Below are 15,153 nucleotides of genomic sequence, written 5' to 3'. Positions count from 1 at the left end.
CACTCGAAGGGGTGAGGATGGTCCGGCGGGCGCGCGTGTGCCGCCGGTTTCGCCCTCCGGGAAATAGGGAGGCATGGTGCACGCGGACCCGGGTACTCGCAACCCGGAAGGACCTAGGCAGATGTCCGCAGTGACTTTCGTGGGAGAGGTAATGGAGACCGCCGTGATCCGGTCGAAGGCACAGGCCGCTGAGAAGAACGCCGAGGCCAGCACGGGTGACGGAGCATTCCCGGGAGTCGTTGACCCGCGTTCCGTCGCCCCCCGGGACGCCCGGGAGCTGTCCCGCCAGTTCTTCCGGCGCCTCACCGAGCTGGAAGAGGGCACGCACGAGTACCAGTACGCGCGCAACACGCTCATCGAGATGAACATGTCGCTCGTGCGGTTCGCGGCCGGCCGCTTCCGGGGACGCGGCGACGACATGGAGGACATCGTCCAGACCGGCATGATCGGCCTGATCAAGGCCATCGACCGGTTCGAGCTGTCGCGCGAGGTCGAGTTCACCTCCTTCGCCCTGCCCTACATCGTCGGCGAGATCAAGCGGTTCTTCCGGGACACGACGTGGGCCGTGCACGTGCCGCGGCGGCTGCAGGAGCTGCGCGTGGAGCTGGCCAAGGCGCGCGAGGAGCTCGCCAGCCGGCTGGACCGCGAGCCGACGGTCGCGGAGCTGGCCACACTGATGAACATCTCCGAGAGCCAGGTCGTCGAGGGGCAGATCGCGGCGAACGGGTACAACTCGTCGTCGCTGGACGCGGCGCTCACCGGCGACGGCCCCGAGGGCGGCGAGGCCGTGCTGGCCGACTTCATCGGGGTGGAGGAGGACGGGCTGCGGCTCGTCGAGGACTTCCACTCGCTCGCCCCGCTCATGGCCGAGCTGAGCGAGCGCGACCGGCAGATCATCCACATGCGGTTCGTGGAGGAGGCCACGCAGGCGGAGATCGGTGAGCGGCTCGGCTGCTCCCAGATGCACGTCTCCCGCCTGATCAAGCGGATCATCACCCGGCTGCGTCAGGGCATGCTGGGGGAACTCGGCTGCGCCTGACAGCGGGCCGCGAACAGGTGCGGGTGCCGTCCTCCACGCGGGAGTGGGACGGCGCCCGCACCTGTTCGCACTCTCACAGCGCAGGCGTGTTCACGCGGCGTGAACCGCACGACCTGGACGGCTCGACGGCTGGTCAGCGGGTCATCCACCGCTCTCGGCGGCCAGCGGCAGCACGGCGCGCACCCGCTTGCCCACCGGCACGCGCTCGACGCTGACCTGCTCGGCGAGGGCGTGGACGATCTCCAGTCCGTGCCGGCCGATGCGCTCGGGATTGCGGGGGAAGACGCGGGGCAGGGCGGAGCTGCTGTCGTAGACCGTCACCGTCACCGCGGCGTCGGTGCCGACGAGCTCCAGGATGTACGGCCCGTTGCTGTGGCGGTCGGCGTTGGTGACCAGCTCGCTCACCACCAGCTGCACGGCACCCTCGACGCGCTCGTCGATGCCCGCACACCACTCGGTCCTGAGCTGGTCGAGGAAGAGCGCGGCGAAGGACCGCGCCTCGGCGATGCAGCCCTGCTCGCCGGAGTAGTGTGCCGCCCGCCGCAGCGGTTCCACGGGCACGTCGAAACCAGTCGGTATCACTGCCCCGTCCAGGTGGTCGATCATAGGTTTCTCTCTGGGAAGCCGGACTGGCCGGACGCTCTGCATCCATGCTCGTACCCCGAGCCGGGCGTCACAGTCCTGACAGGTCTCCGCCCGTCCGGCGCCGAGGGCATTCTCCCCCGCGGGCGGGGCACCCGGAAGGAGTCAGGGCCGGCCGTGGGGCCGGGCCCGATCGCCGGAGGTGCCTGGTGGCCTGGTGGATATGGCTGGTCGTGGTGATCGCGGCGCTCGCCGCCGTCACCTTGGTGACGCTCGCGGTGCAGGCCGGCCGGCGGTCGGGGACGGTCATCGCGGTGCGGCGCAGGCCCGGTGGGAAGGGCGTGCGATGAACGAGCTGATGGCGGCGCGCAGCCTGACGACCCTCCCGGTGGTCACGCTGGGCGGTGACGCCGTCGCACAGATCAAGGACACCGTCTTCGACGCCGGGGCCGGGCGCATCACGGGGTTCACGCTCAGCGGCCGGGGACTGCTGTCGGGCCCGCTGAAGCAGAGCCTGCCCTGGGCGGGGGTGCACGCGCTGGGCCGGGACGCCGTCATGGTCCGCGACGCCCTCGCGCTGCAGGACACCTCCGTCGTGGTGGCGCGCCGCGAGGCGCAGCAGGGCCGGGTGCTGCACGCGAAGGTGCTGACCGACGAGGGCGCCGAGGTGGGCACGGTGCTCGACGTGGTCGTCGAGGGCGGTACCAGCGGCCGGGTCGTGGGCTTCCGGATCGCGGCGGGCAAGGCGCTGGTGCAGGGCTCCCGGCGCCGCCGGCACCGGGTGTACGTGCCGCGCGGCGAGACGCTCGCCGTGTCCGGCCGGGCCCTGGTGATCCCGTCGGACGCCGTCCGCTACGTCGCCGACGACCTGGCGGACTTCGTCGCCCGGATCGGCGCCTACCGGGCCGAGCGGAAGGGGACGCCGTCGTGATGCTGCTCTCGCAGGCGCGGGGCCTGCCCGTGCTGACGCTGGAGGAGGCGGAGGAGCTGGGCGTCGTGCGGTCGCTGACGGTCGACGCCGCGTCCGGTGTGGTCACCCATGTCCGGGTGCGGGGGCGGCACCGCAAGGACACGGTGCTGCCCTGGGGCGCCCTGCACGCGCTGGGCCCGGACGCCGTGCTGGTCCGCTCGGCCGCGCCCCCGGCGCAGGTGCCGCCGCACCACGAGTTGCAGGGCCTGCGGATCCTCGCCGAGACCGGCGACCGGCTGGGCACGGTCCAGGACGTCGCCTTCGAACCGGAGACCGGCCGCCTGGAGGCGGTCCGCACCGCCGAGGGCGATCTGCCGGCCGACCGGCTGCTCGGGCTCGGCGACTACGCCCTGGTCGTGCGGGCCGCCTGACCGGCCCGCCCTGGTCAGGAGGCCGGCGGCTGCTCCGTCGTGTCGGTCCCGGTGTCGGTCCCCGTGTCGGTCCCGGTGTCGCTGGCGGTATCGCTCTCGGGCGGGGGCGGCGACTCCTCGGACGTGGACGTCTCGGGGGGCTTCGACGTCTCCGTGTCCGAGGTCGGCGGCTCGCTCGTGGGCGGCTTCGACGACGGCGTGTCGGACGGCGTCTCTGAGGTCGGCGACGGCGTGGTCACACTGGCCGAGGGGGACGGCTCGTCGGGCTTCTCGGTCTTGCGGTCCTCCTTGCCCGTGTCGCCCTCGCGGCGCTCGAACCAGTCGCCGTCGGGCTCGCACATCACGAACACCTCGACCGGCTCCGGCGCGGGAGTGACCATGACGACGTTCGACGACGAGTAGCCCGGCCAGGCGTCGCCGGTCGTCTTCGGCGTGCCCTGCTGGGCGACCGGCGGGGTCAGCGGGTTGCCGCAGGCGCAGCGCACCCGGGGCACGCCCCGGTCGTCGACGAGGACGGCCGTACCCGCCTGGAGGACGGCCTGGTAGCTGGTGGCCTTGCCGTCCTTGTAGCCGTGGTTGGTCACACGGGTGTCCATGCGCAGGTGCACGGGCGTGAGCGACCGCAGGTAGGAGGGGACGTCGGAGGGCTCGATCCGCAGGACCGCGGCGAACGCGCGCTGCTTGTCCGGGGCCCCGGACAAGTAGTCGATCTGCTTCTGGACGTCGCAGCTGGCCACGTTGCGGGTGCCGCCGTACAGCCCGGGGGCGTCGCCCTGCACGCCCTGGACGGCGTTCGTGGGTGCCGACTCGGTGGCCGAGGGCGACACCGGCGAGGCGGAACTCTTCTCCTCCGCCGTCGACTCCGTGAACGGGTCCGGGCCGCTGTCGGCCGCGGGCTGCAGGAAGATCTCACCGCTGGAGGTGCTGGTGCCGCCGTCCGAGGCACCCGTGCCGCCGCCGTCGGGACGGGACAGCACCACGGCGACGATCACGGCGGCCACCACCACGGCGGCGATGATCGCGACCCGGGGGACGGATCCCCACCAGGGGCGGCGGGGTTCCGGCGTGGGGCCGCCTCCGCTGGGCGGCTCGGAGGGCGGGCCGCCTCCCGACGGCGGCTGGGAGGGGCCCGACAACGGGCCCGAGGGAGGTCCTGTGGGGCGGCCGGACGACGGCGGTTCGACGCTCACGAGCTCTTCTTCCCGCGTGGGTTCTCCGCGGCCTCCACACACCGGAGAGATACATCCGGGTATGTGCCGCATTTTCCGCTACGAGTTCATTGTGTGCCCCGGGTGCGTGCCGCCCGCAAGCCGACGCGGACGGACCTTCCCGGCGGGCGCCCCGGGCGGGTGCTGCTTAGCGTGACAGCGTGAATGCGCGCACCCCCTCCGACCGGGAACGGGCCGGCGGCGAGCGGACCGTCGCCCGGCACGGCTGGGCGCAGGCCCTGGTCACGGTGCTGGGCGGCCTGCTCGCCATGGCGGTGGTGGCCGTCCTGGGCCTGTGGGCCGCCGGGGCCGACGACCTTCCGGACGGCGGGTTCGCACCGGTCGTCGCGGCCACCCTGGTCGCCGCCGTCGGCGGCACGCTGGAGCTGTCCGGGAGCGCCGGCGACCTCGCCGACACCCAGGCCGGCCTGACGGTGATCCCGCTGTCTGTCACGCTCACCGGGGCGCTGGTGTTCGCCTGGGGTTTTCTGCGGCCGCTGCGGCACCGCGCGGTGGCCGGTGCCGCCGAACTGGCCGGCTGGGCCGCCCGGGTGGCGGCCCTGTGGCTGCTCGCGCTGATCGGCCTGACGCTCTTCGCCCGCCACACCTTCGACATCCCCCTCGGCAACGACGAACTGGCCGAACTGGGCGACCTGTTCGGCGCCTCGCCCCGGATCGGCTTCACCACGGACGTCCCGCTGTCCGTGTTCGTCGGCATGGTGTGGCTGGCCGGGGTGCTGGTGATCGCCCTGCTGGTGTCGCGCGGTGCGCCGCTGCCGGGCGGGCTGCTGCGCTTCCAGGAGTCGGTGCGGCCGGCCGCGTACGCGATGGTCGCCCTGCTGCTCGCCTGCGTGGTGATCGGCCTGGTCGTCGCGCTGGTCGTCGCGGCGGTCAAGGGGCACGCCCGGGAGACGTTCGCCGTGATCCTGCTCGGCCTGCCCAACCTGGTGTGGCTGGCGCTGACGATCGGCCTCGGCGCCACCTGGAACGGCAGGGTGGAGGGGCCGTTCGGGCTGCCCATGCCGCATGTGCTCGACGAGGTGCTGCGCACCCCGGACATCTCCGAGCTGAATCTGCGGACGCTGTCGGAGCAGGACGGCCGGGTGTGGTGGCTGCTGGTCGTCGACGTCGTGCTGCTGCTGGCCGCCGCGTTCGTGTTGGCGGCCCGGTCACCGGCCCGGGTGCGGGCCTGGCAGCACGCGGTGCAGATGGCGGTCGCGCTGGCGCTGACCGTGTTCATGATCTGCCTCCTCGGACGCCTCTCCGCGCACTACGGGCTGTCCGTGCTCGGCATCGGCGACCTGGGCGGCAGTCTGGCGGGCGAGCTGTTCCTGCGGCCCCGGCTGTGGGGCGCGGTGGGGCTGGCCGTGCCCTGGGGGCTGGTGACCGGGTTCCTCGGGGCGCTGGCGGCGCGGCACGTCCGGCGGCGCGGCGAGGTCGACGCGGCCGGCCCGGGCTGAGCCGCGCGCTACATCCGCTGCACGAAGACGGGTTCGGCCCAGCGCGGGGGCAGCCTGGTGCGCCCGTCCCCGCCGGGCTTCGGGCGGTCCGTGCGCGTCGGCCTGCGCCCGGCCCCGGCCGCGCCGCCGGTCGTGGCGGCACGCAGCGCGGCCACGAAGGCGAGGCAGGACGGGTACCGGTCGTCGGGGTTCTTGGCGAGGGCCTTGGCGAGGACGGCGTCGGCCGCCGCGGGGATGTCGGGCCTGCTCTCGGTCAGCGGCGGCGGGTCGTCGTACTGGTGGGCCCACAGCAGGGCCATGTCGTCGTCCCGGACGAAGGGCGGGTGACCGGCCAGGGCCTCGTAGACGACGCAGCCGAAGCCGTAGACGTCGCAGCGGGCGTCGACCGGCTTGCCGGAGATCTGCTCGGGGGCGACGTAGTCGAGGGTGCCGACGAACTGGCCGACGGTGGTGAAGCCGGTCAGCGACAGCGACTTCTTCGTCAGGCCGAAGTCGGTGAGGTAGACGTGCTCGGGGTGGTCGCTGTCGGTGCCGCTGGAGACCAGGATGTTGCCGGGCTTGACGTCCCGGTGCACCAGTCCGTGGTCGTGGGCGGCGTCGAGCGCGGAGGCGACCTGGGCGGCGACGCGGACGGCGGTGGCGGGCGACATCGGGCCCTCCTGGTCCAGCACGTGCCGCAGGTCGCTGCCGGCGACGTACCGCATGGCGATGTACAGCACGCCGTCCGTCTCGCCGGCTTCGAAGACCGGCACGATGTGCGGATGGTCGATCGCGGCCGCGGCCCGGGATTCGTGGGTGAAGCGGCGACGGAAGGTGTCGTTGCGGGCGAGTTCCGGGGCGAGCAGCTTCAGCGCGACGGTGCGGTCGAGCCGCAGGTCGCGGGCCTTGTAGACGACGGCCATGCCGCCGCGCCCGATCTCCTGCTCGATCCGGTACCCGGCGACCTGCTGCCCGATCAGCTCGGAGGGCCGCCCCGAGAACAGGCTCGTCTGGCGGTTCACCGGCCTTCCCTCTCGTTCGAGACGACCCGGGTGGGCGGTCCTTCGGGCACCTGCGGCTCGGACGGTTCGAGGTCCTCACGGGCCACGACCCGCGTGGGCTCGGGGGACTCTGGGGACTCGGAGGACTCGGGGGACTCGGGGGACGCCGCCGGGGCCGCCGGTTCGGCCGGCGCGGGAGACACCACCCGCGTCGGCTCCCGCGGCTCCGGAGCCTTCGGGGGTGTGAACTCCGCGCGTTCGGGGGCCTCCGGCGGGACCACCCGGGTCGCCTCGGGGGCCTCGGGTGACACGACACCCGTCGGCTCGGGGGCCTCCGGCGGCATGACACGCGCCCGCTCGGGAGCCTCCGGCGGCATGGCGCGCGCGGGTTCCGGCGGGGCCGCGCGCGCGGACGGCGGCGACCCGGGTTCGGGGTCAGGGCCTTCCGCGGCCACCACTCGTGTGCGCGGATGCTCCGGCGGCCCGGCCGGGCGGGACTCCGGTTCGGCCCGGGGCGTGTCGTCCGTCGCGTAGGTGGTCAGCTGGGTGCCGGCGGCGTACACCCAGTGCCCGTGGGCGGTGTCGTAGAGCCACATGGACTCGCCGTCGACGACGACGCCGATCCGCAGCCCGCGGGTGCGCTGGTGGAACGACTCGCCGTCGAGGCCGCCCGCGAGGTCCTCGAGCGCGGAGCGGTAGCGCGCCAGCGACTCCTCCGCGCGGGCCAGCAGCGGGCGCGGGTCGGCGGTGCGGGTGAGCGGCCCGTCCGTGGCGGGCGGGTCCTGCGCCACGGCCACCAGCAGACGGCCGTCGACCCACGCCGACCAGCCGTTGAAGCACAGCACGTGCCCCCAGTCGCCCTGCCGTTCGAGCAGCTGCACGGGCAGCAGCGGGTCGAGGTCCACGGTGGGCCGGGACGGGTCGGGGGCCTCCCACGCGGGCATGCCGTGCCGCGGGACGACGTGCGTGGGCCGGAAGCCGGGAGTCGTCACGGGCCCTCACTGCTTCCGCATCACGGCCGGTTCGTGCCGGCGCAGCAGCCGGGACACCAGGAACCCGAAGACCACCGACAGCACGACCAGCATCCCCACGTTCAGCAGCCAGACACCGGCGGAGTGCTCGAAGAGCGGGTCCTCCGTCAGCTCCCCCGGCACGATCCGGGACAGCCCCACGGTGCCGGCCATCGCCGCCAGCGCCCAGCGCGCCGGCACCAGCCAGCCCAGCTGCTCGAGGCCGGGCACGCCGTCGAGCTGCAGCAGCGCCCCGCAGAAGACGACCTGGATGATGGCGATGAGCACCAGCAGCGGCATCGTCACCTCTTCCTTGCGCACCAGCGCGGAGACGAGGAGGCCGAGCATCATCGCCGTGAACGCCAGGAGGGCGACGGCCACCGTGATCTCCAGCAGGGGCGGCATCAGCACCCCTTCGCCGCCGGGGGCCCGGAGGTCCACGCCGAGCAGGGCGACGACGGTCAGCACCACCGCCTGGAGCACGGTGATGACGCCCAGGACGACGACCTTGGACATCAGGTAGGCCGATCTGGACAGGCCCACCGCCCGTTCCCGCTGGTAGATCACGCGTTCCTTGACGAGTTCGCGCACGGCGTTGGCGGCCCCGGTGAGCACCGCGCCGACGCACAGGATGAGCAGCGCGTTCATCGCCGTGTCGACCGTCAGCTTGCCGCCGGCGAGGGCGCGGGCCATCACGCCCATCACGAACGGCAGGGCGATCATGATGATCAGGAAGGTGCGGTCGGCGCTCAGCGCGGCGGCGTAGCGGCGCACCAGCGTGCCGAGCTGGGCGCCGCGGCTGCGCGGCCGGGGCGGCGGGGCGATGACGACGGGCTCGGAGCGGGGCTGCTCGGGCTGGACGGAGGCGTCGACGACGTAGCGGCGGCGGAAGGGCGAGGTGAGGTACTCCCCGGCCCAGTCCCGGTCCGTGTCCCGCTCGAAGGCCTCGAAGGCCTCCGGCCACTGTGCGAAGCCGAAGAACGCCAGGGCGTCCTCGGGCGGCCCGTAGTAGGCGATCTTCCCGCCCGGCGCGAGCATGAGGAGCCGGTCGCACACGTCCAGGCTGAGCACGCTGTGGGTGACCACGACGACGGTCCGGCCGTCGTCGGCGAGGCCGCGCAGCATGTGCATCACGGAGCGGTCCATACCGGGGTCGAGTCCGGAGGTCGGCTCGTCGAGGAACAGCAGCGACGGCTTGGTCAGCAGCTCCAGGGCGACGCTGACGCGCTTGCGCTGGCCGCCGGAGAGGCTGTGCACGGACTGGTCGGCGCGCTGCTCCAGGCCGAGTTCGCGGATGACCTCGTCGACCCGGTCGCGCCGTTCGGCCTTGGCGGTGTCCTGCGGGAAGCGCAGTTCGGCGGCGTAGGTGAGGGCTTTGCGGACGGTCAGCTGGGCGTGGAGGATGTCGTCCTGCGGGACGAGGCCGATGCGCTGGCGCAGTTCGGCGTAGTCGCGGTAGAGGTCGCGGCCGTCGTAGAGGACGGTGCCGTGGTCGGCGGGCCGCTGGCCGGTGAGGGCGTTGAGGAGCGTGGACTTCCCGGCGCCGCTCGGGCCGACGACGGCGAGCAGGCACTTCTCCCCGACGGGGAAGGACACGTGGTCGAGCAGCGTCTTGCGGCCGTGGTCGACGGTGACGGCGAGGTCCTGCACGTCGAGGGAGATCTCGCCGGTGTCGACGTACTCCTGCAGTTCGTCGCCGACGAGGCAGAACGCCGAGTGGCCGATGCCGACGATGTCGCCCTGGCCGACCGGGGCGGTGGTGACGCGGGCTCCGTTGAGGTACGTGCCGTTGTGGCTGCCGAGGTCGACGATCTCGTACGTGCCGTCGGGCAGGGAGCGCAGCTCGGCGTGCCTGCGGGAGACCACGAGGTCGTCGATGACCAGGTCGTTGTCGGTGGCGCGGCCGATGCGGACGGTGCGGGTGGGCAGCGGCCGCACGGTGGTGGGGGCCCGGTAGGTGCCGGTCACGGCCGGCATCGACACGGCGGAGGGGCGGTCGGGCGTCGGGGCGGGACGGCCGGAGAGGACGATGCGCGGCCCGTCGGCGGGGTTGCCGAAGCGGATGACGGTGCCGGGTCCGACGTCCTGCTCGTGGATGCGGCGGCCGTCGGCGTAGGTGCCGTTGGTGCTGTTCTCGTCCTCGATGGTCCAGTGACCGTCCTCGGGGCGCAGCACCGCGTGGTGCCAGGAGACGCGGTCGTCGTCGATGACGATGTCGCTCAACGGGTCGCGTCCGAGGTGGTAGTCGCGGCCCGGGATCATCACGGTGGAACCCGTCTCGGTCCTCAGGACGAGTTCTGGTGCTACCGACGGCTGCGCCATGGCCAAGATTCTACCGATGTGCCCTGGTATGTGCCTCCGTGAGCGGGTCCGGCGGCAGGTCAGGCCACGGGTACCCCCAGGACGGGCGCGGCCCGCTGCATCCGCAGGGCGTCCACGGACTCGGCGAGCAGTTCGTACTCGGTGGTGTCGTCGCTGGTGGCGATGCGCACCAGCCGTCCGGCCGCCAACTCCTCGGCGACCCCCTCCTGCTGGGCGGGGTCGGCGCACCAGGCGCGCAGCAGCATGGGCACGTCGGGCACGGTCTCGGCGACCGGCACGAGCGAGCCCGTCGGTAAGTGCTCGGCCTCGGGCCGGGGGTCGAGGCGCTGGGCGATCCAGGTGGCCCGGTCGCGCAGCCACCACAGGGCCAGGGCGAGGGTGGGCGCCCGGTAGGTACCGAGGGGCACTCCGATGCGGCGGCCGTCGCAGACGCCGTACGCCGTGACGTGGCACAGAAACTCGTCGTGCACGTGTCCCTCCCCCGCTGCCCTGCCCGCCTGCCCGGACTCGCTCTTCCCGCAGCTCGCGTGCTGTGCGTGAGGACGCCGTCGCTGGATGTGAAAACGCTCTCGCAGGTCAGTATGTTCACTGCTGAAACACTGTCACCACGATTTTCCGGCCACTCTCCTGGCATATTCGCCGCCCGAGTTGGCCGAAACGGTGCGACCTCGCAGCGGGCGATGATTTGTGCGCCTCCCGGCGGTCTCCCCTGGGACAGAACGCCGAGGACCGGAGGACACCATGACCACGACCGGAGCCCTGGACGCGGAGTTCACCGCCGTCCTGCGCAAGAGCCCCGCCGAGGGCGGCTGGACCTATCTGGTCTGGCCCCGTTCCGTCGCGTTCTTCGGTACCCGCGGCCTGGTCAAGGTCCGCGGCACGATCGACGGGCACCCGTTCCGCAGCTCGTTCATGGCCCTGGGCGACGGCACGCACAAGCTGCCGGTGAAGGCCGACGTCCGCAGGGCCATCGGCAAGGAGGAGGGCGACACGGTGACCGTGCGCCTGGAGGAGCGGATCGGCTCCTAGACAGGGTGTGCCCGGGGCGGTCCGCCCCGGGCACAGGTCTCACGCCTGGCGCCGGACGATGGCGTCGATACGGGCCAGCTCGTCCGCGTCGAAGTCCAGGGCGGCGATCGCGCCGACGCTGTCCTCCACCTGCTGCGGGCTGCTCGCCCCGACCAGCGCGGAGGTGACCCGGCCGCCGCGCAGCACCCAGGCCAGCGCCATCTGGGCCAGGGTCTGGCCGCGCGTCTTGGCGATGTCGTTCAGCTCGCGCAGCCGGCCCACCAGGTCCTCGGTGACGGCGTCGGACCGCAGGAAGGGGCTGTCGCTCGCGGCCCGGGAGCCCTCGGGGATGCCGTCGAGGTAGCGGGCGGAGAGCAGGCCCTGCTCCAGCGGGGAGAAGACGATGGAGCCGACCTGGAGTTCGTCGAGGGCGTCCAGCAGGCCCTCGTCCTCGGGGCGGCGGTCCAGCATCGAGTAGCGCGGCTGGTGGATGAGGAGCGGGGTGCCCAGCTCGCCCAGGATGCGGGCGGCCTCACGGGTCTGCTCGGCCGAGTAGTTCGAGACGCCGACGTACAGCGCCTTGCCCTGCTGCACCGCCGAGTGCAGCGCGCCCATCGTCTCCTCGAGCGGGGTGTCCGGGTCGGGGCGGTGCGAGTAGAAGATGTCGACGTAGTCGAGGCCCATCCGCTGCAGGCTCTGGTCGAGCGAGGACAGCAGGTACTTGCGCGAGCCCCACTCGCCGTACGGGCCGGGCCACATCAGGTAGCCGGCCTTGGTGGAGATGACCAGCTCGTCGCGGTAGGGGGCGAAGTCCGCCTTGAGGAACTCGCCGAACGCGGACTCGGCGGCGCCGGGCGGCGGGCCGTAGTTGTTGGCGAGGTCGAAGTGGGTGACGCCCAGGTCGAAGGCGCGGCGCAGGATGGCGCGCTGGGTCTCGACGGGCCGGTCCGGGCCGAAGTTGTGCCAGAGACCGAGCGAGAGCGCGGGGAGCTTCAGGCCGCTGCGTCCGGTGCGCCGGTAGGGCATGTCCGCGTAGCGGTCGGGGTGTGCGGTGTACAACGCGACTCCTGAAGGGGTGGGCACGGTCGGGAAACAACCGGTGTCCACTCTGGCGTGACCTGCTCCCATGCGTCCAACAGAAGAATCCGATGGAATTCAGCGGCTACGCTTCTCAGTCATGGAACTGCGCCACTTGCAGCACTTCGTCGCGGTCGCCGAGGACCAGCACTTCACCCGCGCGGCGGAACGGCTCCTGGTGTCCCAGTCGGGGCTGTCGGCCTCCATCCGGGCGCTGGAGCGGGAGCTGCAGACGCCGCTGTTCGTACGGACGACCCGCCGGGTGACGCTGACCCCGGCCGGGCGGGCGCTGCTCGGCGAGGCGGAGCGGATCCTCGCGCAGGTGCGCGCGGCCCACGAGGCGGTGGCGGCGGTGCAGGGCGTGCTGCGGGGGATGCTCACGCTCGGCAGCGAGCAGTGCATCGCCGGGGTGCACCTGGCGGGGCTGCTCGCCGCCTTCCGGCACCGTCACCCCGACGTGGAGATCTGCCTGCGCCAGGCCGGGTCGGGAGCGCTCGCGGAGGACGTGGCGGCCGGGCGGCTGGACCTGGCGTTCGCCGTGCGGACGCAGGAGGACGGCGAGCAGTTGCGGTCGGTGCCGCTGACCAGTGAGCCGATGACGCTGCTGTGCCATCCCAGCCACCGGCTCGCCGCCGCCGGCGCGGCCGTCACACCGGAGGAGCTGGGCGGTGAGGTGTTCGTCGACTTCCAGCCCGACTGGGGACCGCGGCGCACCACCGACACGGTGTTCGCCGCCGCGGGCGTCCGGCGGACGGTGGCCCTGGAGGTGAACGACGTGCACACCCTGCTCGACCTGGTCGACGAGAACCTCGGCGTCGCCGTCGTCCCCCGGCACTTCGCCCACAAGCGCGCCTCCCTCACCGCACTGCCCGTGAAGGGCACCGGCGAGGCGGTCTACGAGACGGTGGCCCTGCTGCCGCCCCGGCCGGCCACGAGCCCCGCGGCCCGGGCACTGATGGCACTGCTGGAGACCACGGACGGGTAAGGGACGGGCGGACGGCGACGCGGCGGACGCGCGGATGCGCCATGGTGGAGGCATGCATGCGAAGGACATCCTCATCGACGGCTACAACCGCATCCGGGAAGAAGTCCACGCCACCGTCGAGGGTCTCGGGCCCGACGAGCTGACCGCCCGCCCCTCCCCCGACGCCAACTCCATCGCCTGGCTGGTCTGGCATCTGACCCGTGTCCAGGACGACCACGTCGCCGACGCCTTCGGCCTCGACCAGGTGTGGCTGGCGCAGGACTGGGAGAAGCGCTTCGCGCTGGGCCTGCCCCGGCACGACACGGGCTACGGCCACAGCCCCGCCAAGGTGGCCAAGGTCAGGGTCGACTCGGGTGATCTGCTGACCGGCTACCACGACGCCGTGCACGAGCAGAGCCTGGACGCCCTGAAGGGCCTGGCCGCCAAGGACCTGGAGCGCGTCGTCGACGAGCGCTGGGACCCGCCGGTCACCCTGGGCGTCCGGCTGGTCAGCGTCCTGTCCGACGATCTGCAGCACGTCGGACAGGCCGCCTACCTCAGGGGGCTGCTTCAGAGCTCGGCCGCGTAGCCGGGCAGGACCACGTCCCGGATGAGCGCGTTCCGCTCGTCGAACGGGAGGAACGCGCTCTTGACGGCGTTCACCGTCACGGTGCGCAGGTCCTCGACGGTCCAGCCCGCCTGCTCGACCAGCAGGGACATCTCGCGGGTCATGGTCGTGCCGGACACCAGCCGGTTGTCGGTGTTGAGCGTGACGCGGAAGCCCAGGTCCTTCAGCGCGGTGATGGGGTGCTCGGCGATCGAGGTGGCGGCGCCGGTCTGCAGGTTGGAGGTCGGGCACATCTCCAGCGCGATCCGCCGGTCGCGCACCCAGCCGGCCAGCCGGCCCAGCTTGCCCGCCGCGAGGTCGGGGATGTCGTCCGTGATCCGCACGCCGTGCCCGATGCGCTGGGCCCCGCACACCTGCAGGGCCTGGTGGATGCTGGGCAGGCCGTGGGCCTCCCCGGCGTGGATGGTGAACGGCACGTTCTCGCGGCGCAGGTGCTCGAAGGCCGCGAGGTGGTCGGCGGGCGGGAAGCCGTCCTCGGCGCCGGCGATGTCGAAGCCGACGACACCGGCGTCCCGGAACGCGACCGCCAGCTCGGCGGCCTCACGCACCCGGTCGAACATCCGCATCCCGCACAGCAGGGTGCCGACCCGCACCGCCATGCCCGCCGCGGCCGCCTTGGCCATGCCCGCCGCGAGGCCCTCCTGGACGGTCTCGACAACCTCGGCCAGGGTGAGGCCGCCCTTCAGCATCAGCTCTGGCGCGTAGCGCACCTCGCCGTAGACGACGCCGTCGGCGGCGAGGTCCAGGACGTACTCCTCGGCCGTGCGCAGCAGGCCCTCGCGGGTCTGCATCACGGCGAGGGTGTGCTCGAAGGTGGCTATGTAGCGCACCAGGTCGCCGGAGTTGGCGGCCTCGTAGTACCAGGCGGCCAGCTCGTCCGGGTCGGTGGTGGGCAGGGTGTGGCCGACCGCGTCCGCGAGTTCGACGACGGTGGCAGGGCGCAGGCCGCCGTCGAGGTGGTCGTGCAGGACGGCCTTGGGGAGGCGGCGGATCACATCGTTTTCTACGCGCGTAGCAGTCATGGCGGGTCTTTCGTCGAGCGGGCTGTGCGAGGTGGGTGGAGAAGGGTGCGGAGCGACCGTCAGCCGGCGGGCTGGAGCAGGTCCCAGCGGTTGCCGTACAGGTCCTGGAAGACGGCGACGGTGCCGTACGGCTCGTGCCGCGGCTCCTCCAGGAAGGTCACGCCCGCGGCGGTCATCCGGGCGTGGTCGCGGGCGAAGTCGTCGGTGTGCAGGAAGAACCCGACCCGGCCGCCGGTCTGGTCCCCCACCCGGGCGGCCTGGGCCTCTCCCCTGGCCCGGGCCAGCAGCAGGCCGGTCCCCGCCCCCGGAACCCCGGGCTCGACGACCACCCAGCGGGATCCGTCGGGACGGGGCGCGTCCTCGGCGACCCGGAAACCGAGGGCCTCGGTGTAGAAGCGGATCGCCTCGTCGTAGTCGTCGACGACGAGGGTGACCAGGGCGATACGTCTCATCGGGGCCTCTCGGAGCGCGGGGTTGACCGGAGAGGTTATACGTAAAACCCGCCGGATGCC

Annotated in this window: 16 protein-coding genes and 1 pseudogene; 8 read left to right on the top strand and 9 right to left on the bottom strand. The window is 72.8% G+C overall.

Features of this window, described 5'->3' with window-relative positions; all coding sequences use genetic code 11:
• The first annotated feature begins 151 nt into the window (after positions 1-151).
• Positions 152-1,039, top strand: a complete 888-nt coding sequence (locus ABZY20_RS21890) for an RNA polymerase sigma factor SigF (protein WP_356443259.1) — start codon at positions 152-154, stop codon at positions 1,037-1,039.
• 141 nt (positions 1,040-1,180) lie between these two features.
• On the opposite strand, the gene ABZY20_RS21885 is transcribed toward ABZY20_RS21890, so the two are convergent.
• A complete protein-coding gene (locus ABZY20_RS21885) occupies positions 1,181-1,645 on the bottom strand; it encodes an ATP-binding protein (protein WP_356443179.1) in 465 nt (154 codons plus the stop codon).
• 185 nt (positions 1,646-1,830) lie between these two features.
• Here ABZY20_RS21885 and ABZY20_RS21880 point away from each other — a divergent pair, with 185 nt between their 5' ends.
• The 3 genes from ABZY20_RS21880 to ABZY20_RS21870 are packed head-to-tail and all read left to right on the top strand — an operon-like array spanning position 1,831 to position 2,962.
• Positions 1,831-1,971 carry a hypothetical protein gene (locus tag ABZY20_RS21880; protein ID WP_356443178.1) on the top strand — a complete coding sequence of 47 codons (141 nt, stop codon included), beginning with the start codon at positions 1,831-1,833 and terminating at the stop codon, positions 1,969-1,971.
• Positions 1,968-2,552 carry a PRC-barrel domain-containing protein gene (locus ABZY20_RS21875; protein WP_356443177.1) on the top strand — a complete coding sequence of 195 codons (585 nt, stop codon included), beginning with the start codon at positions 1,968-1,970 and terminating at the stop codon, positions 2,550-2,552. The genes ABZY20_RS21880 and ABZY20_RS21875 overlap by 4 nt, the downstream gene beginning before the upstream one ends.
• Positions 2,549-2,962: a PRC-barrel domain-containing protein gene (locus tag ABZY20_RS21870; protein ID WP_356443176.1), complete on the top strand. Its 414-nt coding sequence runs from the start codon at positions 2,549-2,551 to the stop codon at positions 2,960-2,962. Before ABZY20_RS21875 ends, ABZY20_RS21870 begins: the two co-directional genes overlap by 4 nt.
• Before the next feature lie 14 nt (positions 2,963-2,976).
• Here the strand turns inward: ABZY20_RS21870 and ABZY20_RS21865 are convergent, their stop codons facing one another.
• Entirely contained in the window at positions 2,977-4,152 is a 1,176-nt protein-coding gene (locus ABZY20_RS21865; protein ID WP_356443175.1) for a DUF6777 domain-containing protein, read from the bottom strand.
• A gap of 179 nt (positions 4,153-4,331) precedes the next feature.
• Between ABZY20_RS21865 and ABZY20_RS21860 the strand changes: the two genes are divergently transcribed.
• The gene (locus ABZY20_RS21860; RefSeq protein WP_356443174.1) at positions 4,332-5,630 is read left to right on the top strand and encodes a streptophobe family protein; all 1,299 of its coding nucleotides are present in this window, start codon (positions 4,332-4,334) and stop codon (positions 5,628-5,630) included.
• Positions 5,631-5,638: 8 nt separating this feature from the next.
• Here ABZY20_RS21860 and ABZY20_RS21855 read toward each other — a convergent pair whose 3' ends face one another.
• The 4 genes and pseudogenes from ABZY20_RS21855 to ABZY20_RS21840 all read right to left on the bottom strand — a co-directional run bounded on the left by ABZY20_RS21855 (position 5,639) and on the right by ABZY20_RS21840 (position 10,412).
• Entirely contained in the window at positions 5,639-6,631 is a 993-nt protein-coding gene (locus ABZY20_RS21855; RefSeq protein ID WP_356443173.1) for a serine/threonine-protein kinase, read from the bottom strand.
• A 473-nt stretch (positions 6,632-7,104) separates the two neighbouring features.
• Positions 7,105-7,602, bottom strand: a pseudogene (locus tag ABZY20_RS21850) (hypothetical protein); the annotation flags it as partial.
• A 6-nt stretch (positions 7,603-7,608) separates the two neighbouring features.
• Complete coding sequence (locus ABZY20_RS21845) at positions 7,609-9,942, bottom strand: FHA domain-containing protein (protein ID WP_356443172.1); 2,334 nt, start codon at positions 9,940-9,942, stop codon at positions 7,609-7,611.
• A 59-nt stretch (positions 9,943-10,001) separates the two neighbouring features.
• Entirely contained in the window at positions 10,002-10,412 is a 411-nt protein-coding gene (locus ABZY20_RS21840) for a hypothetical protein (protein ID WP_356443171.1), read from the bottom strand.
• Between the two features lie 271 nt (positions 10,413-10,683).
• Here ABZY20_RS21840 and ABZY20_RS21835 point away from each other — a divergent pair, with 271 nt between their 5' ends.
• Positions 10,684-10,971 carry a DUF1905 domain-containing protein gene (locus tag ABZY20_RS21835; protein ID WP_356443170.1) on the top strand — a complete coding sequence of 96 codons (288 nt, stop codon included), beginning with the start codon at positions 10,684-10,686 and terminating at the stop codon, positions 10,969-10,971.
• A gap of 39 nt (positions 10,972-11,010) precedes the next feature.
• Here ABZY20_RS21835 and mgrA read toward each other — a convergent pair whose 3' ends face one another.
• Entirely contained in the window at positions 11,011-12,009 is a 999-nt protein-coding gene (gene mgrA / locus ABZY20_RS21830) for an L-glyceraldehyde 3-phosphate reductase (protein ID WP_356443169.1), read from the bottom strand.
• Between the two features lie 118 nt (positions 12,010-12,127).
• Here mgrA and ABZY20_RS21825 point away from each other — a divergent pair, with 118 nt between their 5' ends.
• Positions 12,128-13,012, top strand: coding sequence for a LysR substrate-binding domain-containing protein (locus ABZY20_RS21825; RefSeq protein WP_356443168.1), 885 nt, complete (start codon positions 12,128-12,130; stop codon positions 13,010-13,012).
• Between the two features lie 52 nt (positions 13,013-13,064).
• Positions 13,065-13,580: a DUF664 domain-containing protein gene (locus tag ABZY20_RS21820; RefSeq protein ID WP_356443167.1), complete on the top strand. Its 516-nt coding sequence runs from the start codon at positions 13,065-13,067 to the stop codon at positions 13,578-13,580.
• Here ABZY20_RS21820 and ABZY20_RS21815 read toward each other — a convergent pair.
• Together ABZY20_RS21815 and ABZY20_RS21810 are read right to left on the bottom strand one after the other, a co-directional pair.
• Complete coding sequence (locus ABZY20_RS21815; RefSeq protein ID WP_356443166.1) at positions 13,562-14,641, bottom strand: adenosine deaminase; 1,080 nt, start codon at positions 14,639-14,641, stop codon at positions 13,562-13,564. The genes ABZY20_RS21820 and ABZY20_RS21815 overlap by 19 nt on opposite strands.
• 59 nt (positions 14,642-14,700) lie before the next feature.
• Entirely contained in the window at positions 14,701-15,093 is a 393-nt protein-coding gene (locus ABZY20_RS21810; protein ID WP_356443165.1) for a VOC family protein, read from the bottom strand.
• Between the last annotated feature and the right edge of the window lie 60 nt (positions 15,094-15,153).

Source organism: Streptomyces sp. NPDC006624, from assembly GCF_040611555.1.
Classification (GTDB): domain Bacteria; phylum Actinomycetota; class Actinomycetes; order Streptomycetales; family Streptomycetaceae; genus Streptomyces.
The sequence above is the reverse complement of the archived record's forward strand: the minus strand, read 5'-3'. Positions and strand labels throughout refer to the sequence as shown.

What these genes read in the sequence shown, in the direction of transcription:
- ABZY20_RS21845 (WP_356443172.1), bottom strand. Translation starts at nt 9,942, where the DNA reads ATGGCGCAGCCGTCGGTAGCACCAGAACTCGTCCTGAGGACCGAGACG.
- ABZY20_RS21825 (WP_356443168.1), top strand. Translation starts at nt 12,128, where the DNA reads ATGGAACTGCGCCACTTGCAGCACTTCGTCGCGGTCGCCGAGGACCAG.
- ABZY20_RS21890 (WP_356443259.1), top strand. Translation starts at nt 152, where the DNA reads ATGGAGACCGCCGTGATCCGGTCGAAGGCACAGGCCGCTGAGAAGAAC.
- ABZY20_RS21810 (WP_356443165.1), bottom strand. Translation starts at nt 15,093, where the DNA reads ATGAGACGTATCGCCCTGGTCACCCTCGTCGTCGACGACTACGACGAG.
- ABZY20_RS21815 (WP_356443166.1), bottom strand. Translation starts at nt 14,641, where the DNA reads ATGACTGCTACGCGCGTAGAAAACGATGTGATCCGCCGCCTCCCCAAG.
- ABZY20_RS21820 (WP_356443167.1), top strand. Translation starts at nt 13,065, where the DNA reads ATGCATGCGAAGGACATCCTCATCGACGGCTACAACCGCATCCGGGAA.
- ABZY20_RS21885 (WP_356443179.1), bottom strand. Translation starts at nt 1,645, where the DNA reads ATGATCGACCACCTGGACGGGGCAGTGATACCGACTGGTTTCGACGTG.
- ABZY20_RS21875 (WP_356443177.1), top strand. Translation starts at nt 1,968, where the DNA reads ATGAACGAGCTGATGGCGGCGCGCAGCCTGACGACCCTCCCGGTGGTC.
- ABZY20_RS21835 (WP_356443170.1), top strand. Translation starts at nt 10,684, where the DNA reads ATGACCACGACCGGAGCCCTGGACGCGGAGTTCACCGCCGTCCTGCGC.